This is a genomic window from Microbacterium sp. Beta, assembly GCF_005502545.1.
In the GTDB taxonomy this organism is placed as follows: domain Bacteria; phylum Actinomycetota; class Actinomycetes; order Actinomycetales; family Microbacteriaceae; genus Microbacterium; species Microbacterium oxydans.
In genome coordinates this window covers 1-20,537 of sequence record NZ_SCOG01000038.1, presented here as the reverse complement: position 1 = coordinate 20,537, position 20,537 = coordinate 1, and the positions used below count along the sequence as shown (strand labels likewise).

Sequence of the window (20,537 nt, the reverse complement as noted above, 5' to 3'; positions counted from 1 at the left end):
CCGTCGGCATCAACGGCTCCATCACGGCCCACACCTCGTCAGAGATCTCCTGTCGCGTCACCGTTCAAGACTCACCCACCGAGGAGCGGAACCTCTTGATCAACACGCCCTAGGGCACCCGTTCCGAAAAGGGCAGGGCCGTCGCGACCTCCGGGATGAGGCGGCGACGACCCTGCTGTGGACCCGCGTGCGGTTTACCTAGACGTGATCAGGAAGGTTCGCTCGAGATGCGTTCGGCCCGATCAAGGTCATCTGATCGAAGAAGTTTCGATGCCTGAAGGATCTCGACACCGAGAAGATGCCCATCTGCATCGAAATCAAGGATGATCTCCCCCACTCCGTGAGGGTTTCGAATCTCCGGTACTTGTGCAACAGATTCCCCCGCTTGCACTTCGTGCCCGACCGTGAGGTAAGCGGCATCCACTTCGGGGTCATATCTGATGTGCATCAGTGGTCACTTCACGCTGCCGGCGGTCAGTCCGCCGACGAGGCGCTTCTCGATGAGCATGAACAGGATGACCACCGGCAGGATCGCGACGATCGAGACGCCGAACACGTACTGCCAGCTGGTCTCGTACTGACCGACGAACTTGGTCAGGGCTACCGACAACGGCTGGTTCTTGTCGGTCGACAGGATCACCAGCGAGGCGGCGAACTCGTTCCAGCACGCGACGAACGTGAAGACGATCGCGGTGACGATGCCCGGCCACACCAGCGGCAGGTTGATCTTGAACAGCACGGTGAAGCGTCCGGCTCCGTCGATCTGCGCGGCCTCGTCGACCTCCTTGGGGATGCCCGCGAAGAAGGAGTGCATGATCCACACCGCGAACGACAGGTTGAACGCCGCGTTGATGAAGATCATCGCCATCCAGGTGTCGCCGAGTCCGAGAACGGTGAACTGGCGGAACAGGCCGGAGGTCAGCACGGCCGGCTGCAGCATCTGCGTGACGATCACGAGGAACAGGAACACCATGCGGCCGGGGAACTTGAAGCGTGCCGTGTAGTACGCCGCCGGGAGCGACACCAGCAGGACGAGCAGCGTCGCGAACACGGCGATGACGATGGTCGAGATGAGGTTGTACGGCAGGGGCGTCTCGGGGGTGGACCACATCGAGATGTAGTTCTCCCAGTGCCACTCGGTCGGGAGGTAGGTGGGATCGACGGACCGGATCTGCGCCTTGGTCTTCACCGAGCCGAAGAACATGATCAGGTACGGCAGCACGAAGATCGCGAGCACCAGGAAACCGGCGACGGTGCGCAGGATCACGCGGGGCAGCGTCACCTGATCTTCGGTGTAGCGGCGCTTGCGTCCGGGGGTCGGAGGGGTGGTGCGGCGGCCGCGGCCTCCCGCGGTGGTCACGAGCTCGGTCTCGGTCACGGTCATGATCAGACCTCCTTCATGGGCTTGACGATCTTCACGTACGCCGCGACGATCACGATGACGATGAGGAACGCCACCACGGAGAGGGCGCTCGCGACGTCGACCTTCTTCTGCAGCTCGATGTACTTGAAGATCAGGGTCATGATCGTGTCGGCGCCGTAACCCGGGATCGAGCCGGTCATCACCTTCAGGATCGGCAGCGAGTTGAACACGTTGATGATGTTGATGAGGATCGCCACGGCCAGGGCGCTGCGCAGTTGGGGCAGCACGATCGACCAGTAGGTGCGCGCGGGGCCGGCGCCGTCCATCTTCGCGGCTTCGATCGCATCGGCCGGGACCGACTGGAGCCCGGCGAGGATCGTGTACGTGGTGAAGGGAAGCGACACGAAGATCGCGATCACGATCGACCAGGTGAAGGCCGTCGCAGGGTTCTTCGTCCAGCCGTAGCCCACCGCGTCGTCGGAGAGCCCGATGTCGTAGAGGAACTTGTTGAAGATGCCGAAGTATGGCTCGAGGCTGTAGTAGAACACCATGGTCGTCATCACGACGGAGGCGGCCCACGGCACGATCACGGCCATGCGCACGAGCTGGCGCCCGGGGAAGGCCTTGTTCAGGATCTGCGCCAGACCGAGCGAGATCACCACCGTGAGGGTCACCACCGCGACCACCCACACGATCGTGCGGAAGAAGATCGGCCAGAACTCGGTGAAGGTGAAGACCGTCACGAAGTTGTCGAAGCCCACCGAGCCCTTGTCGAGGCCGGACAGGGAGATGTCGCGCGTGGAGTTGAAGAACATCACCCCGGCGGGGAACAGCACCACGCCGAAGATGAGAAGCAGCGCCGGTGCGATCCAGGGCAGCGCCTGGAGGAGGTCCTTTCCGCCCGGCCTGCCGCGCGTGGCATCCGGGGTCTTCGGAGTGCGGGGGCGGCTGCTCGCCGCCCCCGCGAGGTTCGAGGACTCTGTCTTCTGGCTCATTCGGGTACCCGAACCTCTCCGATCAGCGGGCTCAGCCCGCGTCGACCTGTGCCTGGATCTCGGTCAGCACGTCCTGCGCCGGCTTCGACTGCAGCTGGCCGAACAGCGACTTGAACGCACCGTCGGCGGCGGACCACTTCGGGTTCGTCGACGGGTAGAACTGCGCGTCGGGCAGCACGTCGAGGAACGGCTTGAGGGCCTCCTCGCCGGAGAGCTGCTCGGCGCCGGACTTGGTGACGGGGAGGAAGCCCTCGGCCTGCACCCACGGCACGTACACGTCTGCCGAGTAGTAGTAGTCGAAGAACTTGGTGATCGCTTCCTTCTTGTCGTCGTCGTTCTGGAACGCCATCAGCTGGTCCATGACGCCGAGCGTGAACGGCGAGCCGTCCTTCGTCGGGATCGGGACGATGGAGTAGTCCAGGTCGGGGTTGTTCTCCTCGATCTGGCCGACCGTCGGCGGGAGGCCGACCTGCATGCCGATCTTGCCCTGGATGAAGATGTCCATCAGCGGGGAGCGCTGGGTGGAGCCGGGGTCGGCCTGGGTCGCGCCGGCGTCGATCATCTTCTTGATCTGCTCGGCTCCGACCAGGTTCTCCGGGGTGTCGATCGTGATCTCCGACGCGTCGCCGAACGATCCGCCGCCGCCCCACAGCCACACGGCGGCCTCGGCCTGAGCCTCTTCCGATCCGAGCGGCATGCCGTATCCGGCGACTCCGCCCCCGAGCGCGGAGACCTTGGTCGCGGCGTCGAGCAGCGAGTCCCAGTCGGTCGGCGCCTCGACACCGGCCTGGGAGAGGAGCGCGTTGTTGACGAACAGGGCGCGAGCCGAGGCGATCAGCGGCAGGGCGTACGCGGTGCCGTCGACCTCGGCGTTCTTGAGGAACGACTCCTGGAAGTCCGAGTAGGTGTCGTCCGAGACGACGTCCTTCGTCGGGTAGAGCAGCTCATCGCCGACGAAACCCGCGAAAGGCCCGCCGTTGTAGATGTCCGGTGCCTCGCCGGCCTGGATCTTGGTGGAGACGACCTTCTCGAGGTTGTCCCACGACTGCACCTCGAGCTTGACCTTGATGTCGGGGTTGGCCTTCTCGAACCCGTCGATCACCGTCTCCCAGTTGGCCTTGGTGCCATCGGAGTAGCTCGGGACGAGGAGGTCGAGCGTGGTGGATCCTTCCGCGTCGCCGCTGTCGCCGGAAGAACCGCCGAACCCGCACGAAGCGAGCGAGAGCGTGGCGACGGCCGCAATGGCGGCGGCGCCGAACCGCAGTGACTTCTTCATGTGTATTGCATTCCTCACTGTGATGTCCGAACCCTCGGCGGCGGGGCCGCGTCGGGAGGGGGGTGTGGTGCACAGTCGCAAGCACATCACGCGACAGTGCGTGGGTGACCGCTTCGCCTGGTGGCAACCGCGATCGTTCAAGCCGGGGCTCGGGTGGAACTTGTCCGATTATTTGTCAGGAGAACAAACAAATCAAGGTAAAGCTGTTGACGACTCGATTCGACGCCATACTATGATCGAATCAAGCTTGAAACGATCACAAGTATGCAACATATCGCCAGAAAGGCACCTCGATGACTGAATCGCTGCCCGGCGCACACATGCGCGAAGAGCTCAACTCCCAGCCCGAGATGTGGACTCGGGCCGCAGACCTGAAGGCCGAGCAGGCGCTGCTCCCCGCTTCCGGTGCCCGGATCGCCGTCGTGGGCTGCGGTACCTCGTGGTTCATGGCGCAGTCGTACGCGGCGCTGCGCGAGTCCGCCGGCCACGGCGAGACCGACGCGTACGCGGCATCCGAGGCCTTCCTCGACCGCGGGTACGACGCCGTCGTCGCCCTGACCCGCTCAGGGACCACCAGCGAGGTGCTCGAGCTCGTCGAGCGCATCAAGGGGCGCATCCCCACGGTCGGCGTGATCGGAGACCCGGACTCGCCGCTGGTCTCCCTGGTCGACGACGCCGTGCTGCTGCCGTTCGCCGACGAGAAGTCGGTGGTGCAGACCCGTTTCGCCACCACGGCCCTCGCCCTCTTCCGCGCCTCGCTCGGTGAGGACCTCTCCGGCGCCATCGCCGACGCCGAGGCCGTGCTCGCCGAGGACGGCGACGACGAGCTGCGCGACGCGGAGCAGTACACGTTCCTCGGTCGCGGCTGGACCATCGGCCTCGCCCACGAGGCTGCGCTGAAGCTGCGCGAGTCGTCGCAGTCATGGACGGAGGCATACCCGTCGATGGACTACCGCCACGGTCCGATCGCGATCGCGGCCCCGGGCCGCGTCACCTGGCAGTTCGGCGAGGCACCCGAGGGCCTCTCGGCGCAGGTCGAGGCCACCGGCGCCCGGTTCGAGCAGCGGGCGATCGACCCGCTCGCCGACCTCGTGCGCCTGCACCGCACCGCACTCGACCGGGCCGTCGCCCGAGGCCTCGACCCCGATCAGCCCCGCAACCTCACGCGATCCGTCATCCTGGATGCATGACGCAACCCGCCGCCGGAGCCGACCATGACCCGAGCTGACGGGACGACCGACGTCCCCGACGTCGAGCGGGATGCCGCAGGGGAGAAGCTCGCCGCCGTGCGGACTCTCGGCGGCGGCGCGCCCGTGCTGGCGTTCGACGTGGGCGGCACCGACATCAAGTCGGCCCTGTTCGATGCCGACGGCACGGCTCTCGGGCTGCGCCGCACGCCCACGCCGATCGCCGAGGGCGATCGCACGCAAGTGCTCCTCGACCGCCTCGAGGTGCTGGCGGGAGAGCTCCGCGCCGCGCACCCCGACGTCGTGCCGCAGGCCGTGGGGCTCGTCGTCCCGGGGATCGTCGACGCGGATGCCGGGCTGGGGGTGTTCGCGAGCAATCTCGGATGGCACGACTCCCCGTTGCGCGATCTGGCCGCAGAGCGTCTCGGGCTCCCCGTGGCGTTCGATCACGACGTGCGTGCGGCGAGCTGGGCGGAGCGACGACTCGGCGGTGCGCGTGACTACGCCGATGCGGTGGTGCTCGTGATCGGAACCGGGATCGCGGGCGCCCTGCTCGTCGGGGGCGTCCCGTACACCGCGGGAGGATATGCGGGTGAGATCGGGCACTCCCCGATCGCGGACGGACCGATCTGCGCGTGCGGCGCTCGCGGCTGTCTGGAAGCCGTCGCCTCAGCCGGAGCCATCGCCCGTCGCTATCAGGAGGCGACGGGAATCTCCCCCGAGGGGGCGAAGGACGTGATCGCGCGCGCGGCGGCGGGCGATGAGACCGCTGTGGAGATCTGGAACTCGGCACTCGACGCTCTGACGATGTCGCTGGCTCAGCTCACCGCCGTCGTGGCGCCGGAGGCCGTGGTGATCGGAGGCGGGCTGTCGCGTGCCGGTGGTGCGCTCTTCGACGAGCTGCGCACGCGCTTGGCCGCGCGGCTCAGTTTCCACCGCATCCCCGCTCTGGTCCCGGCCGAGCTCTCCGGCAACGCGGGTCTGCTGGGCGCCGCGCTTCGAGCTCGGGAGCTCACGTGATCCTCACCGTCACCCCCAACCCCGCACTCGATCTCACCTGGCGCGTCGAGCGACTCGTCGAAGGGGGAACGCACCGCACGGACGCCGGAGCCGCGCGCGCGGGTGGCAAGGGGCTCAACGTCGCCCGCGTGGCCCACGCCCAAGGGGCCGACGTGCTCGCGGTCACCACCGTGGGCGGTCGGGTCGGCGAGGAGTTCGCGGAGGAGCTGCGGGCGAGCGGCGTCCCGCACGCCCTGGTGCCGGTCGCCGCCGAGACCCGTCGCAGCATCGCGGTGGTCGATGCGGCACTCGGCGACACCACGATCATCAACGAACGCGGCGTGAATCCGACCGACGTGGAGTGGGCGGCACTGCTTGCCGAGGTGGTCGAACGGCTCGCGGGCACCCGGGTGCTCGTCGTGTCCGGCAGTCTGCCGCCCGGTGCGCCCGAGTCGTTGATCCCCATGCTCATCGCGGTGGGAAAGGATGCCGGCGTGCCGGTGATCGTCGATACCTCCGGCCCTGCTCTGCTGCTCGCGGCCGACGCCGGAGCAAGCGTGCTCAAGCCGAATGCGGCCGAGCTCGTCGAGGCCACAGGCATCGCCGACCCGGTCGACGGAGCCCGATCCCTCATCGCCAGGGGCGCGGAGCTCGTGCTGCTCTCGCTCGGCGCCGAGGGCATGCTCGCCGTCACCGCGACCGAGCTCGTGCACGCGCGCCTGGACGAGCCGCTCTCCGGCAACCCGACGGGTGCGGGCGATGCCGGTGTCGCAGGGTGCGCCGTGCTGTACGCCGCCGGGGTGCGCGACCCCGAGCAGATCCTCCGCCGTGCCACGGCATGGTCCGCCGCCGCGGTGCTCACGCCACTCGCGGGCGACATCTCCTCACGCTGGACCGAGCTCGCACAGCACTTGCGCATCTCGCGCCCCGACCCTGAATCCTTCCGGAAGGACCCCTCGTGACCCTCGTCTCCGCTCGCGACCTCGTCTCCGCGGCATCTGCTGCCGGCACGGGCATCGGCGCTTTCAACGTGATCCATCTCGAGACTGCGGAGGGCTTGGTTCGGGCAGCCGCGCTCGCGCATCTCCCCGTCATCCTGCAGATCTCCCAGAACTGCGCCGACTATCACGGTGGGCTCGAACCCATCGCCCTGGCGACTCTCGCGGTGGCACGGCGCGCGCAGACCCCCGTGGCTGTGCACCTCGACCACGCCGAGCGGCCGGAGCTCGTCGACGAGGCCATCGCGCTGGGCTTCGGCTCGGTCATGTTCGACGGCGGCGCGCTGCCCTACGACGACAACGTGGCGCTCACGGCGGCGGTCGCGGCGCGTGCGCACGAGGCCGGCGTGTATGTCGAGGGTGAGCTCGGCGAGGTGGGGGGCAAGGACGGAGCCCATGCGCCCGGTGTGCGCACCGACCCCGACGAGGCGCGGGCATTCGTGGCAGCGACGGGAGTGGATGCTCTCGCGGTCGCGGTGGGCTCTTCGCACGCGATGACCGACCGCACCGCCTCGCTCGACCTCGACCTGATCGGGCGCCTTCACGAGGCTCTTCCCGTGCCGCTGGTGCTGCACGGATCATCCGGTGTGGCGGATGCCGTGATCGCCGATGCCGTGCGCGCCGGCATGACCAAGATCAACGTCTCGACGCACCTGAACGGCTTCTTCACGCGCGCCGTCCGCGAGAAGCTCGACGCGGACGAGCGCCTGGTCGACTCCCGCAAGTACCTCGCGCCGGCCCGTGATGCCCTCGCGGACGAAGCCGCGCGCATGCTCCGGCTGTTCGCGTTGCAGACGACGGAAGCCGCGACCTGATGAAGCGGGCCGCCCGGCTGAACGCGATCCTCGACCTGCTGGCCGCGAAGGGCGAGGTGACGGTCGAAGAGCTCGTCGAGCGATTCGAGGCCTCGTCGGCGACCACGCGTCGCGACCTCGACACGCTCGCCGAGCAGCGCCTGCTCACCCGGACGCATGGCGGTGCGGTGGCGCAGACGGTCGCGTATGAGTTGCCCATCCGCTACAAGAGCCACCTGCGCACGCATGAGAAGGCCAGCATCGCGCAGACCGCCGCCGGCCTGGTCGCACCCGGAATGGTGGTCGGGCTCTCCGGCGGCACGACCACGACCGCGATCGCCGCTGCCCTGGCCGCACGGGACGACCTCGCGGGGAGCGGGGGCATCACCGTGGTCACGAATGCCGTGAACATCGCTGCCCAGCTCGCCACGCGCCCCGACATCAAGGTGGTCGTCACCGGTGGCGTCATCCACTCGCGCACCTACGAACTGGTCGGTCCGTTCGTGGAGCAGCTGCTGCGCGGAGTGCGGCTCGACATCGCCTTCATCGGTGTGAACGGGATGGACGCCGTCGCCGGTGCGACCACACAGGACGAGCGCGAGGCCGCGGTGAACCGGATGATGGCCGAACGCGCGCGCCGAGCGGTCGTGGTCACCGACGGCAGCAAGCTCGGCGTCGAGGCGTTCTCGACCGTCGGCGGCGTCGAGCTCTTCCCGACCGTGATCACCGACGCCGGGGCTGACACCGAGGTGCTCGCAGCCCTCCGCGCGGCCGGATACGCGGTGCTGGTCGCCTGACGCCGCCGCATGGAGCGCGGTATACTCAAAGTATGACTACGACGATCAAGGTGAGCGACGACCTGCGCGACCGGCTGAAGGAGCAGGCCACGCGTGACGGTCTCACTCTCGGCGCGCATCTCGCTCATCTTGCCGACGCGGAGGACCGCCGTCGGAGACTGCAGTCGCTGAAGCATGCGATCGAACGGACGGCTGCGGCCGACAAGCAATCGCATGCTGCAGAAGCCGCCGAATGGGAGCGGACCGACCTGACCGACGCGACCGCGTGACCTCCTCCTCAGAGCTCGCACCAGGACGAGTCGTCTGGGCCGCACTCGAGCCGGTGCGCGGCAGGGAGCAGGGGGGACATCGTCCCGTTCTCGTCGTGGCCTCGGCTGGATACTTGGATGCCGTGACCACGCTGGCCATCGTGCTGCCGATCACGACGACCGACCGGGGCTGGCCGAATCACGTCGTCGTGGACGGGCCGAGTGGACTGGACCGACCGTCGTGGATCATGACCGAGCAACCTCGCACGCTTTCCCGCGACCGCCTCACGGGGACGGCAGGTGAGGTCACGGAGGAATGCCTGGCCTCGGTACGCGCCTGGCTCGGGGACTTCCTCGAGCTCTGAAGAGCGTCGCTCCCCCGGCACACCCAAGGGCCCCGACGTCCCCAGATCGTCGAGGCCCTCTGAGGGTGCCGCGGCGGCCTGCCGCATCATCCTCGAGCAGATGGTGTCCGTGTCGTGTTCGCGCTCCCCAGTGCGCCTGATCCCCAGATCCGACTGCGCCTCCCTCGCGCCTCTCCCTTCGAGGCCCTTCGCATGGCACCTTCCGAAGAACAGGAGCGAGCGGCCTCCCTTCTGATACATCGAATGGAGGAAAAGTTTCAGAATCCGCGGCCGTGGCACTGGAACGGGGCGCTCAGGCCGGTCTCGGCCGATGCCCGCGCGAGCGCGACGGCCGGTGCGGCACCTTCGGACAGGCCGGTGTGCACGGCGCTGAGGAGCTCGGCCGCGACGTCATCCGGAACGGCGACGGGGGCGGCGATCACGCAGTCGGCGCCCGCGTGCAACCACACCCGCGTCATGCCCAACGCCTCTTCGCCCCACCGCACCGAGGAGCGCCCGAGCTCGCACGCCGACAGGATCACGGTCGACGGGACTTTCGGGATCAGGTCGACGTCGTAGCCGAACAGCACGCCGTCCGCGAGCTCGAAACCGGAGAACAGCGGATTGTCCACCGCGTGCCTGCCGTGAGCCGCGATGTGGAGCACGTCGGTGGCCGCTGCGAGCTCGGTGACGGCGGCGACCGTCGCGTCCGAAGGCACCAGGATTCGCGGAGTGCGGCCAGTTCCCCGCCAGGTCGCCGCCGCGCGCTCGATCTCGTCGGCGGCGCGCGCTACCCGGGGCCCGGCGGCGAAGCCGATCATCGACGGTGCCGTCGTCGTGCGAGAGGGGACGCCCAGCAGGCGGGAGGCCGACGTCGCGAGCGTGAAGGGGACGCCGGAGATTCCGGGGAGCATCGCCCAGGGAACGCCGCCGAGCACACCGGGCACCGTGATCGCGAAGCGCGCTGCGGACGGCGCGGCGGACCTCACCGGGTCGAGCAGCTCCGCGTCGAGGACCGCCAGCCGTGAGGTGAGCGCCCGCGCGGTGACCGCGCCCATCAGTCCCCCACGCGTCAGCGCGGCCATATCGAGATCGGCGCGGAGGCCGTCGAGCGCCGTCTGCACCCGTCGCCACGACAAGTCGACGATGGTCGCGCCGGCCGGTGTCGCGACCACGGCCTGCAGGTCGGATCCGGTGAAGATGTATGACAGGACCGCCAGGTCGGGGGCGAGCAGCGCCGTCGCCTCCGCGAGCCCGAGCCGCTCTCTGGTGCCGCCGGAGCCGGTCGCCGCCCACTGCCGCTCGCGTACCCTGTCGCGCAGTTCCCGCACTCTGGCATCCGTCGTCCAGTCGCCCCCGGCCAGCTCGGCGCGCAGCATCCGCAGCTCGGCCAGGTCCACCGCGAGCGACTCATCGTGTGGGGGTCGCACCGGGGCGACCTGCTGGCTGAGGTGGCGCGCACGCTCGGACCACTCGAACAGCGTGGCGGGGTCGCGCAATCGCGCCGCAGCGGAGAGCCCCGCGAACATCAGATCGCTGCCGTGCATCGCGACGGAGGCCTGGAGGTCGAGGGCGCCGAACGCCTGCTGCCAGGCGGTGAGCAGCTCGAGGCCGTCGGCGGCGGCGCGCAGGGCGTCGCGGTCACGGCCGGCAGCCGCGGCGCGCGCGGCACGCACCTCCTGGGCACGGATGCGCAGCGGTGTCGGGGCGGTGTCGGCGATTCGCGGCAGGCGGCCGGAGCCATCACGGCGTGCACTCAGTCGCAGTCCCGTCGCCTCCGTGTGGAAGCCGCTCCGTTCGAGGGCTTTCGCCGTCCGCGCGAACGCCGCGTCGTCGATGCGGAGATGCGGCTTCGCTCGCTGCTGCGCCTCCAGCCGCACCGCCTCTGCCCGGGCCGCCCACCCGTCGTTCGCGAGCGCGGTGAAGCGTCGCGCCGCGGTGCGTGCTGCGCGTTCGGCTGCGGCAAAATCATGACGCAGGAGAGAGCGAGCCAGATGGAACTCCGACTCGCCTCTGGCCTGTCGCATCCGTTGGGTACCGAACTGGGCGGCGACCTGCTCGAGGAGTGCTTCGGCCTCGGTCGTGAGTCCCGCGTCGCGCAGCACCTCCGCGCGATCGAGGTCGCTGATGGCTGCAGCGAGATCGCTGATCGCGGCGAGCGTCGGGCGGGAACGTGTCATGAGCGTGAGCGCGGTGACGAGGTCTCCTCCGAGCAGGGCCGCGTACCCGAGGTTGTGCCTGGCCTCGGCGAGTGGCTCCTCGTCGTCGTTCGCCTCGTACACGGCCACCGCACGCTGCAGATCCTCGATGCAGGTCTCGAGTTCGCGCTGCTGCATCCGCACCACCGAGCGGTTCATCAGGCAGTTGGCGAGCTCGGTCGTCTCGTCTCCGATCGCGCTGATCGTGTCGATCGCACGGCTGAGTTCGATCTCCGCCTCGGCCAGCCGACCACCGTGCATGAGCAGGGTGCCGAGCTGTCCGCTGAGCACCGCGATGGTCTCGCTCCGCAGACCGGGCCGGCCGAGCGCTTCGCGGCACAGCTGTTCGGCGGCTGCCGGCTCCCCCGTCTGCGCGAGGACGTAGGCGACCGTGCCGTCGATGCGTGCGCGGAGATCGGGATCGTCGGCGCGGACGGACGCCGCGCCGAGGGCGCGCCGCGCCTGCGCGAACCGCCGGGCGTTCGCCGCCTCGACTCCGCGCCGGTGCAGCTCGATCGCGGACAGGGGCATCCCTCCAGGATGCCGTGCTCCAGGGCTGCGGGGAAGAGCGCGGATCGAGCGCGACACTCGCCGGGAGAAAGTTCATTCGTCGGATGACGCGCCGCGTCCTGATCCGGCATTCGTGCATTCGTCCTGCAGGTGCACCGCCGGGCGCCCCGGGCAGCCGCCCGGCACCAGGACGAGCCGCCCGCATCGGTACGGACGGCTCGTCCCGGGGGTGCGTCAGACGGGATCGACCGGGCTCGGCAGCGACTTCAGGACGGCGGCCACCGCCTTCGCCGCAGCGCTGGGAGTCGCCCCACCGACCGGCACCGTACCGAGCTGCGCGGCGACCCGCGCCGCGACATACGGTGCCGAGAACGACGTGCCACTCCACACCGCGAAGCCCCCGCGGTAATCGTCGGGGTCGATCGTTTCGCGGCGCAGACCCTCGACGTCGGCCCTCGTCGCTGCCTGCGTGCCTCCCACGAACGCGGGCGAGGTGCTCACCACCGCGGCTCCGGGTGCGTAGGCCTGCACCCACGGACCGATGTTCGAGAACAGGGCGACCGACTGGCCGGACGGATTCAGCGCTCCGACGGAGACGAGCGGTGCGTCCTTGTCCCGGCGGATGCCGTTGTCCGCGCCCGGCCATGGCCACAGGGATGCCGGGAAGGAGGGGCGATCGATCGCGTCGTTCCCCGCAGAGCACACCACGACGCAGCCGAGTTCGCGTGCCTTGGCGAGCAGCCGGTAGAGCGTGAGGCTGAACAGTCCGTCGGTCGGCGTCTCGTGGTAGTAGCTGAGCGACAGGTTCAGCACATCGATCGGGAAGCCCGTCTTCGGGTTCTCGCGGTGGCGCGCCAGCAGCGTCACGACCTGGGCGACCGTCTCGAGGAGCGTGCTCTCGTCCACGACGCCGAGCGCCCCCGCGACCCGGATCGAGAGGATGTCGGCGTCCGGAGCCGCCTGTCGGACGATGCCCGCGATGAAGGTGCCGTGTCCCGCGACCGCGTCGATCTCCCCGTCGAGCTGCCCGTACAGGTCGGGGTAGCGCTCCGGATCGGCGTCATCGGTCAGCCCGACCGGCACGCCGTCGAGGTCGACGGTGCGGGTGACGATGTCAGCGGGAAGCCAGGCGTGCTCGCCGCAGCCGGTGTCGAGTACAGCGACGACGGGTCGTCGTCCGCGCTTGGGGCTGGGACCGCGCACGGGCGCAGGCCCCAACCAGGTCACCGGTTGTCGGGCTCCGCGTCCGGGCTCGAGGTAGTCGTCGCTGCCGCCGGCGCCCCCCGCACCGCGCACCGGGTTGGTGCGGGTGAACGGATTGGTGCGGGTGAACGGGTTCGTCCTGGTGAACGGATTGAGCCCGACCGGATCGATGGAGAGCACGTGGTCGAGGCTCGTGCGCGGCATCGTCGAACGGGACATGCGGCGTGCGCGCTGGAGCACGCGCCAGGCATCCGGTGCGACGGGCGATTCACCGCGCACCGGCTCGTCCGGCGTGCGCAGTCGTGCGCGCAGGAAACCGGGAACTCCCGGCACGAGTTCGCCGTCGACCGCTGAGCGGGTGTCGTCCTCGATCTCGAGCTGCCAGCCGAACGTGTCCGCCGCGTCGCGGAGCGTGCGCACCTCCCGGTCGTAGGCCTCCTCATCGCCGAGAGCGCGGGTGATCAGCAGGCGTTCCGGCAGGTACGCCGTCGGAAATGCACGGATACCGTCCACCGGCTCCGTGCTCGGGTCGAGCGCCGTGCCCCGTCGGATCGATCCCTCCGCGCGGTCCTGCCAGGTCCATCCCTTGGGCTGATCCATGCGTCATCCTCTTCCTGCGGGTGGACCCGCGTCTTCATCGACGGGCGGCGCCCGTGGTCACAGCTCGAACTGCGGGGTCGCCAGTGTGCGCGTCTCGTCCCCGATCACGGTGGTCAGCTGAACGCGCGTGAGGCCGGGCGGGACGTCGTCGAACACGAAGCGTCCGGTCTCCTCCGGCGTGATCGACCTGGTCTTCTCGCCCTGGGTCAGGACGATCTCGGCGGCTGCGGTGTCGACCCAGCCGTCGACGCGGCGGCGTCCGGAAGCCGTCGTCGTCACGTGCAGCAGGATGCTCGTCGATCCGTCGCTGAACTGCAGGGTGAGCGCGTCGGCCTCGCCCCGCACCGCGCCTAACTGTCCTTCGACCAGCGTGAGCAGCGCGTATTCACGGTTCAGGCCGTCGGCGGCGACTACGGCGACCATGCGGTCGATGAGGCCGGCGGGCATCGGATCCACCTCGCTCCACAGGGAGCGGAGCCGGGCGAACATCTGGGCGTCCTCGTTTTCGGTCATGCGAATCCCCCTGCCTGCGCTGTCGGTGGCGCGTCCAGCAGGGCGCGTAGTTTGGCGAGGCACCGGTTCCGAGTGGGGCCGATGCTGCCGACGGGCATGGCGAGGTCGCTGGCGATGCGGGCGTAGTCCGGACGATCCTCGAAGGCGATCACGCGCAGCAGCTTCTGGCAGCGCTCGTTCAGACGCCGCACGGCCGCCCACAGCCGCCGGTTCTCGTCGCCGAGGGTGGCGTGCTCTTCGGCCGACGCCTGTTCGGGCAGCAGCGTGTCGAGGTCATCCGCTTCGGTCGTGTCGACCTTGCCGTGCGCTTTCGCGACTTTCCAGGCCTCCCGGCGGGCGGTGGTCGTGAGCCAGGCCGATACGGCCCGTGAGTCGCTGATCGAGTCGTGGCCGCGGACGAGTCGCAGCCAGGTGGTCTGCACGACGTCTTCGGCGAGGGTGCGCTCCAGCCCATAGGCGCGCACGACGTGCCAGAGCACGGGCGTCATCAGCCGTACGAGCTCGTCCATCGCGCGGCTGTCGCTCTCGCGCCATGCGTCGAACAGATCCGCGGCGCGCTCCCAGCGTGCGCGCCCGTCGTCCGAGGCAGGATCGTGAGCGGTGCCGGGTGCACCGTCGATCATGAAGCCCATTGTGATCACATCTACCAGGAGCGCGGCAAGGGCTTTCTGATACATGTCTGCATCCAAGAATCCGCGCGGATGATCGTGCGGGGAGGCCCATAGAAGAAGTCGATACCGTTGAGGGGTGATCCCCCTCGCCATCGTGCTGTTCCTCAACGCCGCCTTCAACGCCCTGGTCTGGCCGCAGTTCTACAAGCGCGTGTCCAAAGACCCCCGCGCGCGGGACGAGAACGGCAAGGCCACGGCGTTCCTCAAGGTGCATGCCGTCCTCATCGCGGTCGCGCTCGTGCTGGCTCTTGTGTCCCTGTTGGCGGGGATCGCCGCGCTGACCGGAGCGCTCTAGCGCCGACCGCCTTCTCCCGGGAGCTCAGGCGCTCTCGTACTGCTTCGCGTGCTCGGCCCAGCGGGACTCGACGGGCAGAGCGCGCAGCGCCCGGTTGCCGAGGGCCATCGCCACGGCGACGAGGCAGAGCGCTGCGCACACCAGGATGGTCCACTCCCGGCCGATCCAGGCGAGGCCGAAGCCGGCGATGAGTGGTGCCAGCGGCATCGCGCCCATGCCGAGAACACCGGCAGCGCTGTTGGCACGCCCCAGCAGGTGGCTCGGGGTCGCGACCATGAAGTAGCCCATCATGCCGGCATTGAGCGCCGGGACCAGCAGTACCGAGACGCCGAGCACCACGGCGATGATCAGCGGGTCGGTGACCACCGACAGCACGATGGCACCTGCCGAGATCACGGAGAGCCCCGCGATCGCCAGGATTCCGGCCTTGATGCGCGGGATGAGCAGAGGGGCCACCATGGCTCCCGCGAGCATCACGGCGCCGATCGACGCGCTCAGGGCGCCGATGAGGAGCTCCGAATGTCCGTCCTGTTGGAGGGCGTAGATGATGGTGGTGATCGTGGCGTTGAAGCCGAGGTTGATGACCGTCGTGATGAGCAGCACCCCGCCGAGGTCGGGACGGGAGAGCAGCCAGCCGAACCCCTCGCGGAGCTCCTTCCACGCGTCGGGCTTCGCCGCGGGCGGGGTCGTCGAGGTGCCGAAACCCAGACCATCCGCCGTGTCCGCGGCGTGTTCGGGCTCGACGCGCCGCGCAGCACGCAGGTGGTCTGGGTTTTCGCCCGCATCGACCACTCCGGCGCGACGCGCCTGACGCCCCAGCATCCACGCGGTCAGGGCCGCGATCACGTGGCACAGGGTCATGACCACGCCGACGAGCCAGCCGCCGACGCCGAGCAGCAGACCGCCGAGCGGACCACCCGCGAGCTGGAGAGCGGCATCGCGCCCCTGATTCGCGGCCTGTGCGCGCCCCATCGCATCGTCGGGAACGATCTCCTTGATGGCGCTCTCGCCCGCAACGTCGAAGAGTCCGCTGCGCGCGGCGAGCAGCACGTCGACCACGAGCAGCGACCCGAAGGTCAGGGCGTCCCCCAGGGCGAGAAGCGTGAAGCCGCCGGCCAGCACGATGCCGATGAGCGAGCCGAGGAGCATCAGCGCGATACGGCGATGGCGGTCGGCCAGCACGCCGCCCGCAAGAGTCGTGAGGAGTCGGGCCGCCATCCCGACCCCGCCGATGATGCCCGCCTGAGCGGGGTCGTTCGTCACGATCAGAGCGAGCAGGGGGATCGCGAAGGCGAAGAGAGCGCCGGCGAGCCCCTTGCTCGTATCGCTCACCAACCAGGTGAGGTAGCGCGTGTTCCGCCACAGGCGATGAGGCTCGGTGAGGGTCGTCATGCGTCGAGATTAGATGCGCAAGAAGTATTGCGCAAGCCTTATTGCGCAATTGGAAGTGCGGGTAGGATCGGGGGATGACGGAGGATCGCACGAAGAGCGCGCGCGATGACCCCGCCTGGATGACGTCGGCCATGCTGAAGGCCTACTCGCACCCGCTTCGGCGCCGGATGATCCGCCTCTTCGCCCGGCGGGACTTCCTCCGCGCCGCCGACATCGCCGCGGAACTGGGTGTGCCGGCGAACAGTGCCAGCTTCCACCTGCGCGCCCTCGCCGATGCCGGGCTGATCGAAGAGGCACCGGAGAAGGCCCGCGATCGACGCGACCGCGTCTGGACGGGGCACAAGGGTCCCCTCAATGTGGGCGGCCCGGAGAGTCCGGTCGCCGACGAGGAGCTCGGCAGTGCCGTGATCGCCGCGCTGGTCGAGGATCACCACGACCTGATGCGCCGCGTGACCGCCTGGACTCCCGAATACGTCGCCGGTCGCACGGCAGAGGTGCACGCCGCCTTCACCCAGCGCACGATGCGGCTGACCGAGGCCGAGTTCGACGACCTGATGGTGAAGATCAACGACGTGATGAGCGCTGCCGACGATGCGCACGATGACACCGACCCCGATGGCCGCTATTGGCAGGTGGATGTGATCGCCGCCGACGACACCATCTGACGCGGCTACTCGACCTCCTCTTCCCTCTTCTCGGAGGGGGAGCCTGTACCGCTCAGGATCAGGATGCGTCGCAGGTGCATCGCGGTGAGCACTCCCGGACCCATCGATCGTCGGACGTCGACCGTGCGGTCGTCGACGGTCTCGAGGAGCAGCCGGATCGCGCGCGCCGCCTCGGCGCGCACGCGGTGATCCTCGCTCGAGGAGGCATCGCCGTGCGCGATCACCTCGGCCACCGCATGGCACGCGGCCGACAGCGGACCCGGGAGGGCGGGGTCGAGCGCGAGCCCGGCTGGCCGCTCCCAGATGGTGTCGGCGATCTCGTCGGCGATGTCGCGGATGAGGTGGCCGATGCGATCGAGGGCGGCGAGCTCATCGTGGCTCTGCTGGATCCGCGAGCGGTGCCCCTTGGCGCGAGGATTGCCGCGACGACTGTCCTCCGCTTCGGTCAGGGCCGCCCTCAACTCCGAGGAGGTATCGGCCAGCGAAGCCGCGTCATCCGCCCACTGCTCGTGCTCGGGAGGCCACGACTCCGAGACCGCCGAGCCGATGTCGTGCAGATGCGCGGCCAGCTGCTCGCGGAAGTCGGCCACCCGTCCTGCTGCTGCCATGGTGAGCGGCGCCGGCGCGATGACCAGGTTCACCACCAGGCCGACGGCCACCCCGACCGCCATCTGCGTCAGATACCCGAACGAGTAGTCGTCGGCGTTCTGCCCGCCGATGATCAGCACGAACAGGGCGGCCATCGGCACATACTCGCGACCGACGCCGAACCACCCCGTGCCCGACACGAGTACGCCGAGGCCGACGACGAGAGGAATCGACCACCAGGTCGGACCCACCGTGATCACGATGAGTGTCGCGAGGCCGATTCCGGTGGCCAGCCCGAGCAAGGTCTGCAGACTCGATCTCGCCGAGCCCATCAAAGTCGGATACATGCTCACCAGCGCGCCGAGCGGAGCGTAGTAGGGGTACTCGTCGGTGACGCCGGGCATGTGCGGTGCGATCGCCCATGCCAGCCCGACCGCGAGCATCGTCTTCACGACGAGCAGGAGCCGCGCGGGGAGCACGGCTTCATGCAGCGAGCGGGCGATACCCGAACGGCGGGCCCGCAGACGGGGAGGGATCTTCACGCGCACCGAGCGTAGTGACCGTCGCGGCTCTTCGGCACCCGGTTGCTTCCGCCGTGCTCCGAAGCTAGGGGGATCCGCTGACGAAAGCCACGATGCCGCGACCGCACGGGGTGTGCGGTCGCGGCATTCGTGTTCTCTCGCGGAAGATCAGGGGATGGTCCTGCGGAACGCGAGGAACGACACTCCCGTGAAGACCGCGGTGAACACGAGACCCCACAGCGCCAGTCCCACCGCCCCGAGGTCCATGATCGTGGCGCCGACGTGGTTCCACAGGTCGAGCCGGGTCGCCAGGAAGACGAGGCCGATGAGCACCAGCGCCAGCCCGATGCCCACGATGAGCAGGACCAGCTGCCCCCAGCTCTTGTAGATCGTCGCGCCCGTGAACCCGAGCACGAAGAAGAACAGGGCGAGTGAGAAGTAGACGACGAAGGCGCCGAGGGGCCCGGCGTCCCACAGCCACGGCAGGTAGAAGACGTAGCCGTTCACGCCGTAGCCGTTCGTGGCGACCTCGATGCCGCCGCCGATCAGGAACAGGATTCCCATGAGGGCACTGCCGAGGATCGCCGTCAGCAGCGTGCCGAAGAAGAACTCCCTGCGGGTGATGCTCATGGCCTGCGAGAACGGGAAGGTCAGGGTCATCGCCGACATGCCGATCGCGAAGAAGTACCAGAGGGGCGCTTGGCCTCCGCCGCCGTACTTGGGGGTGTCGACCGGGATCATCGCGTAGATGATGATCGAGATCACGACGGCAGCCGCGAGGATGATCAGCGGGTACCAGACGAAGGTGCCCTTGTTGATCAGCTGCAGGCGGACGACGTTGAATGTGCGTCGCATCAGCGCACCTCCTCTTTCGCTGCGTTTTCTCTCGTGGAATCGGTCGCGACCTTCTGCGTGAGCCGCACGACCAGCTGCTGCAGCGAGACGGGTGCGAGGTCGAGTCCTGACGCGGTGATCTCGGCGCGATCCTCCGACGACACGGCACCGAGGACGGTGACCGACGCGACCCGGCCGAGCGACTCCCGGTGCAGCACTTCCCGCGCACCCACCCAGGCATCGACCTTGGCGGCGTCGCCCACCACGGTCACGGCGCGTTCGCGGACCGCATCCGTGTCTTCGTTGAGCAGGATGCGCCCATCGTCGATCACGATGACCTTCTCGATGAGGTTCGACACCTCGTCGATCAGGTGCGAGGACAGGATGATCGTGCGCGGATGCTCCGCGTAGTCCTCCACCAGTCGGTCGTAGAAGATCTGTCTGGCGACCGCGTCGAGACCGAGGTACGGCTCGTCGAAGAAGGTGATCTCGGCGCGCGAGGCGAGACCGATGATGACCCCGACCGCGGACAGCTGGCCGCGCGAGAGCTTCTTGATCGTCTGCTTCATCGGCAGCTGGAACTCGGCGATGAGCTCGTCGGCGAGCGCCTGGTCCCAGTTCGGGAAGAACAGGCTCGCAGCCTTGAAAGCGTGCTTGGGGTACGCGTCGTCCGGATACTTCTGGCTCTCGCGGACGAAGCAGATCCGACTGAGCACGTGCGCGTTCTCGTACGGGTGCTCGCCGAAGACCTTGATGGTTCCGGATGATTCGAAGTTCTGCGCGGTGAGGATGGACATGAGCGTGGTCTTGCCTGCACCGTTCCGGCCGAGGAGGCCGTAGATCGCGTCTCCCTCGATGGCGAGCGACACGTTGTCGAGTGCTCGCTTCTCCTTGTAGCGCTTGGTGAGGTTCTGCACCTCGATGACGGCGGTCATGCGGGGGTCTTCCCTTCTGCGTCGATGGTCAGTGCGGCGCGCTGCCTGAGCAGTGCCGCGAGATCTTCCGCGCCCAGCCCGAGCGTGCGGGCTTCGGCGAGGAGCGGGTCGATGTAGCGATCGGCGAACGCGGCGCGGCGCTCGCCGAGGAGCAGCTCCCTGGCACCGTCGGCGACGAACATGCCGATGCCTCGACGCTTGTAGAGCACTCCCTTGTCGGTGAGCATGGCGACTCCCTTCGCTGCGGTGGCGGGATTGATCCGGTAGAACGCGGCGAGCTCGTTCGTGGAAGGGGCCTGCGCTTCCTCGCTGAGTGTGCCGTCGACGATCGAGTCCTCGATCTGCTCGGCGATCTGGAGGAAGAGCGGCTTGCCTTCTTCGATCACGTGTCCTCCGCGTGGTTCGTGGGTTGGTTACTTGACTAAGTAACCATATGACCTGGATGAGTGTCAAGGGGCTCGCCACTGGTGCCGAAACCCAGACCGTCCGGTGCCCGCTCGGCGCGTTGGTATCCGCCTCCGGGGAGACACGCCGGGCGCGGACGAATGGTCTCCGTTTTGGCAGGAGTGCGCGGGCGCGGGCGCGGGCGTGGGTGTGGGTGTGGGTGTGGG

General features: G+C 68.7%; 21 protein-coding genes. 9 read left to right on the top strand and 12 right to left on the bottom strand.

The genetic code is table 11. The features are described 5' to 3' along the window. Positions 1 to 454 precede the first annotated feature (454 nt). Genes FFS56_RS19720 through FFS56_RS19710 form a run of 3 tightly spaced genes read right to left on the bottom strand, consistent with a single transcriptional unit; the run spans position 455 to position 3,634 of the window. Positions 455 to 1,384 (bottom strand): carbohydrate ABC transporter permease, encoded by a 930-nt coding sequence (locus FFS56_RS19720; RefSeq protein ID WP_171011063.1) that lies wholly within the window; start codon positions 1,382 to 1,384, stop codon positions 455 to 457. A 2-nt stretch (positions 1,385 to 1,386) separates the two neighbouring features. Beyond that, positions 1,387 to 2,358: a sugar ABC transporter permease gene (locus FFS56_RS19715; protein ID WP_046748081.1), complete on the bottom strand. Its 972-nt coding sequence runs from the start codon at positions 2,356 to 2,358 to the stop codon at positions 1,387 to 1,389. A 31-nt stretch (positions 2,359 to 2,389) separates the two neighbouring features. Further along, complete coding sequence (locus tag FFS56_RS19710) at positions 2,390 to 3,634, bottom strand: extracellular solute-binding protein (RefSeq protein WP_061015807.1); 1,245 nt, start codon at positions 3,632 to 3,634, stop codon at positions 2,390 to 2,392. 293 nt (positions 3,635 to 3,927) lie between these two features. Between FFS56_RS19710 and FFS56_RS19705 the strand changes: the two genes are divergently transcribed. The 7 genes from FFS56_RS19705 to FFS56_RS19675 are packed head-to-tail and all read left to right on the top strand — an operon-like array spanning position 3,928 to position 9,022. Next, positions 3,928 to 4,824 (top strand): SIS domain-containing protein, encoded by an 897-nt coding sequence (locus tag FFS56_RS19705; RefSeq protein ID WP_046748083.1) that lies wholly within the window; start codon positions 3,928 to 3,930, stop codon positions 4,822 to 4,824. Between the two features lie 24 nt (positions 4,825 to 4,848). Continuing rightward, the gene (locus FFS56_RS19700) at positions 4,849 to 5,841 is read left to right on the top strand and encodes an ROK family protein (protein WP_197077687.1); all 993 of its coding nucleotides are present in this window, start codon (positions 4,849 to 4,851) and stop codon (positions 5,839 to 5,841) included. Beyond that, a complete protein-coding gene (locus FFS56_RS19695) occupies positions 5,838 to 6,782 on the top strand; it encodes a 1-phosphofructokinase family hexose kinase (RefSeq protein ID WP_127011486.1) in 945 nt (314 codons plus the stop codon). Before FFS56_RS19700 ends, FFS56_RS19695 begins: the two co-directional genes overlap by 4 nt. After that, the gene (locus tag FFS56_RS19690; protein ID WP_127011487.1) at positions 6,779 to 7,633 is read left to right on the top strand and encodes a class II fructose-bisphosphate aldolase; all 855 of its coding nucleotides are present in this window, start codon (positions 6,779 to 6,781) and stop codon (positions 7,631 to 7,633) included. The genes FFS56_RS19695 and FFS56_RS19690 overlap by 4 nt, the downstream gene beginning before the upstream one ends. Further along, on the top strand, positions 7,633 to 8,409 hold the full coding sequence (locus tag FFS56_RS19685; protein ID WP_046748086.1) for a DeoR/GlpR family DNA-binding transcription regulator: 777 nt from the start codon (positions 7,633 to 7,635) through the stop codon (positions 8,407 to 8,409). The genes FFS56_RS19690 and FFS56_RS19685 overlap by 1 nt, the downstream gene beginning before the upstream one ends. A 32-nt stretch (positions 8,410 to 8,441) precedes the next feature. Next, positions 8,442 to 8,678 (top strand): hypothetical protein, encoded by a 237-nt coding sequence (locus FFS56_RS19680; protein ID WP_046748087.1) that lies wholly within the window; start codon positions 8,442 to 8,444, stop codon positions 8,676 to 8,678. Continuing rightward, on the top strand, positions 8,675 to 9,022 hold the full coding sequence (locus FFS56_RS19675; protein WP_231589696.1) for a type II toxin-antitoxin system PemK/MazF family toxin: 348 nt from the start codon (positions 8,675 to 8,677) through the stop codon (positions 9,020 to 9,022). The genes FFS56_RS19680 and FFS56_RS19675 overlap by 4 nt, the downstream gene beginning before the upstream one ends. 257 nt (positions 9,023 to 9,279) lie before the next feature. On the opposite strand, the gene FFS56_RS19670 is transcribed toward FFS56_RS19675, so the two are convergent. From FFS56_RS19670 to FFS56_RS19655, 4 genes are all read right to left on the bottom strand, one after another. Continuing rightward, positions 9,280 to 11,730: a CHAT domain-containing protein gene (locus FFS56_RS19670; RefSeq protein WP_046748089.1), complete on the bottom strand. Its 2,451-nt coding sequence runs from the start codon at positions 11,728 to 11,730 to the stop codon at positions 9,280 to 9,282. A 213-nt stretch (positions 11,731 to 11,943) separates the two neighbouring features. Further along, complete coding sequence (locus FFS56_RS19665) at positions 11,944 to 13,512, bottom strand: S8/S53 family peptidase (protein ID WP_046748090.1); 1,569 nt, start codon at positions 13,510 to 13,512, stop codon at positions 11,944 to 11,946. A gap of 57 nt (positions 13,513 to 13,569) precedes the next feature. Continuing rightward, complete coding sequence (locus FFS56_RS19660; RefSeq protein WP_046748091.1) at positions 13,570 to 14,025, bottom strand: hypothetical protein; 456 nt, start codon at positions 14,023 to 14,025, stop codon at positions 13,570 to 13,572. Further along, the gene (locus FFS56_RS19655; RefSeq protein ID WP_231589697.1) at positions 14,022 to 14,702 is read right to left on the bottom strand and encodes a sigma-70 family RNA polymerase sigma factor; all 681 of its coding nucleotides are present in this window, start codon (positions 14,700 to 14,702) and stop codon (positions 14,022 to 14,024) included. The genes FFS56_RS19660 and FFS56_RS19655 overlap by 4 nt, the downstream gene beginning before the upstream one ends. A 70-nt stretch (positions 14,703 to 14,772) precedes the next feature. Between FFS56_RS19655 and FFS56_RS19650 the strand changes: the two genes are divergently transcribed. Beyond that, the gene (locus FFS56_RS19650) at positions 14,773 to 14,991 is read left to right on the top strand and encodes a hypothetical protein (protein WP_046748092.1); all 219 of its coding nucleotides are present in this window, start codon (positions 14,773 to 14,775) and stop codon (positions 14,989 to 14,991) included. A gap of 24 nt (positions 14,992 to 15,015) precedes the next feature. On the opposite strand, the gene FFS56_RS19645 is transcribed toward FFS56_RS19650, so the two are convergent. Further along, the gene (locus FFS56_RS19645; RefSeq protein WP_127011489.1) at positions 15,016 to 16,383 is read right to left on the bottom strand and encodes an MFS transporter; all 1,368 of its coding nucleotides are present in this window, start codon (positions 16,381 to 16,383) and stop codon (positions 15,016 to 15,018) included. Between the two features lie 74 nt (positions 16,384 to 16,457). Here FFS56_RS19645 and FFS56_RS19640 point away from each other — a divergent pair, with 74 nt between their 5' ends. After that, complete coding sequence (locus tag FFS56_RS19640) at positions 16,458 to 17,048, top strand: helix-turn-helix domain-containing protein (protein WP_046748094.1); 591 nt, start codon at positions 16,458 to 16,460, stop codon at positions 17,046 to 17,048. Between the two features lie 5 nt (positions 17,049 to 17,053). Here the strand turns inward: FFS56_RS19640 and FFS56_RS19635 are convergent, their stop codons facing one another. The 4 genes from FFS56_RS19635 to FFS56_RS19620 all read right to left on the bottom strand — a co-directional run bounded on the left by FFS56_RS19635 (position 17,054) and on the right by FFS56_RS19620 (position 20,312). Then, positions 17,054 to 18,178, bottom strand: coding sequence for an aromatic acid exporter family protein (locus FFS56_RS19635; protein WP_137772289.1), 1,125 nt, complete (start codon positions 18,176 to 18,178; stop codon positions 17,054 to 17,056). 147 nt (positions 18,179 to 18,325) lie between these two features. Next, positions 18,326 to 19,012 carry a hypothetical protein gene (locus FFS56_RS19630; RefSeq protein ID WP_137772290.1) on the bottom strand — a complete coding sequence of 229 codons (687 nt, stop codon included), beginning with the start codon at positions 19,010 to 19,012 and terminating at the stop codon, positions 18,326 to 18,328. Beyond that, entirely contained in the window at positions 19,012 to 19,926 is a 915-nt protein-coding gene (locus tag FFS56_RS19625) for an ABC transporter ATP-binding protein (protein WP_061015282.1), read from the bottom strand. The genes FFS56_RS19630 and FFS56_RS19625 overlap by 1 nt, the downstream gene beginning before the upstream one ends. Further along, positions 19,923 to 20,312, bottom strand: a complete 390-nt coding sequence (locus FFS56_RS19620) for a GntR family transcriptional regulator (RefSeq protein ID WP_046748097.1) — start codon at positions 20,310 to 20,312, stop codon at positions 19,923 to 19,925. Before FFS56_RS19620 ends, FFS56_RS19625 begins: the two co-directional genes overlap by 4 nt. Positions 20,313 to 20,537 lie beyond the last annotated feature (225 nt).

Coding starts and splice junctions, on each gene's coding strand:
- FFS56_RS19720 (WP_171011063.1), bottom strand. CDS start 1,384: ATGACCGTGACCGAGACCGAGCTCGTGACCACCGCGGGAGGCCGCGGC.
- FFS56_RS19715 (WP_046748081.1), bottom strand. CDS start 2,358: ATGAGCCAGAAGACAGAGTCCTCGAACCTCGCGGGGGCGGCGAGCAGC.
- FFS56_RS19710 (WP_061015807.1), bottom strand. CDS start 3,634: ATGAAGAAGTCACTGCGGTTCGGCGCCGCCGCCATTGCGGCCGTCGCC.
- FFS56_RS19705 (WP_046748083.1), top strand. CDS start 3,928: ATGACTGAATCGCTGCCCGGCGCACACATGCGCGAAGAGCTCAACTCC.
- FFS56_RS19700 (WP_197077687.1), top strand. CDS start 4,849: ATGACCCGAGCTGACGGGACGACCGACGTCCCCGACGTCGAGCGGGAT.
- FFS56_RS19685 (WP_046748086.1), top strand. CDS start 7,633: ATGAAGCGGGCCGCCCGGCTGAACGCGATCCTCGACCTGCTGGCCGCG.
- FFS56_RS19680 (WP_046748087.1), top strand. CDS start 8,442: ATGACTACGACGATCAAGGTGAGCGACGACCTGCGCGACCGGCTGAAG.
- FFS56_RS19670 (WP_046748089.1), bottom strand. CDS start 11,730: ATGCCCCTGTCCGCGATCGAGCTGCACCGGCGCGGAGTCGAGGCGGCG.
- FFS56_RS19665 (WP_046748090.1), bottom strand. CDS start 13,512: ATGGATCAGCCCAAGGGATGGACCTGGCAGGACCGCGCGGAGGGATCG.
- FFS56_RS19660 (WP_046748091.1), bottom strand. CDS start 14,025: ATGACCGAAAACGAGGACGCCCAGATGTTCGCCCGGCTCCGCTCCCTG.
- FFS56_RS19655 (WP_231589697.1), bottom strand. CDS start 14,702: ATGTATCAGAAAGCCCTTGCCGCGCTCCTGGTAGATGTGATCACAATG.
- FFS56_RS19645 (WP_127011489.1), bottom strand. CDS start 16,383: ATGACGACCCTCACCGAGCCTCATCGCCTGTGGCGGAACACGCGCTAC.
- FFS56_RS19640 (WP_046748094.1), top strand. CDS start 16,458: ATGACGGAGGATCGCACGAAGAGCGCGCGCGATGACCCCGCCTGGATG.
- FFS56_RS19630 (WP_137772290.1), bottom strand. CDS start 19,012: ATGCGACGCACATTCAACGTCGTCCGCCTGCAGCTGATCAACAAGGGC.
- FFS56_RS19625 (WP_061015282.1), bottom strand. CDS start 19,926: ATGACCGCCGTCATCGAGGTGCAGAACCTCACCAAGCGCTACAAGGAG.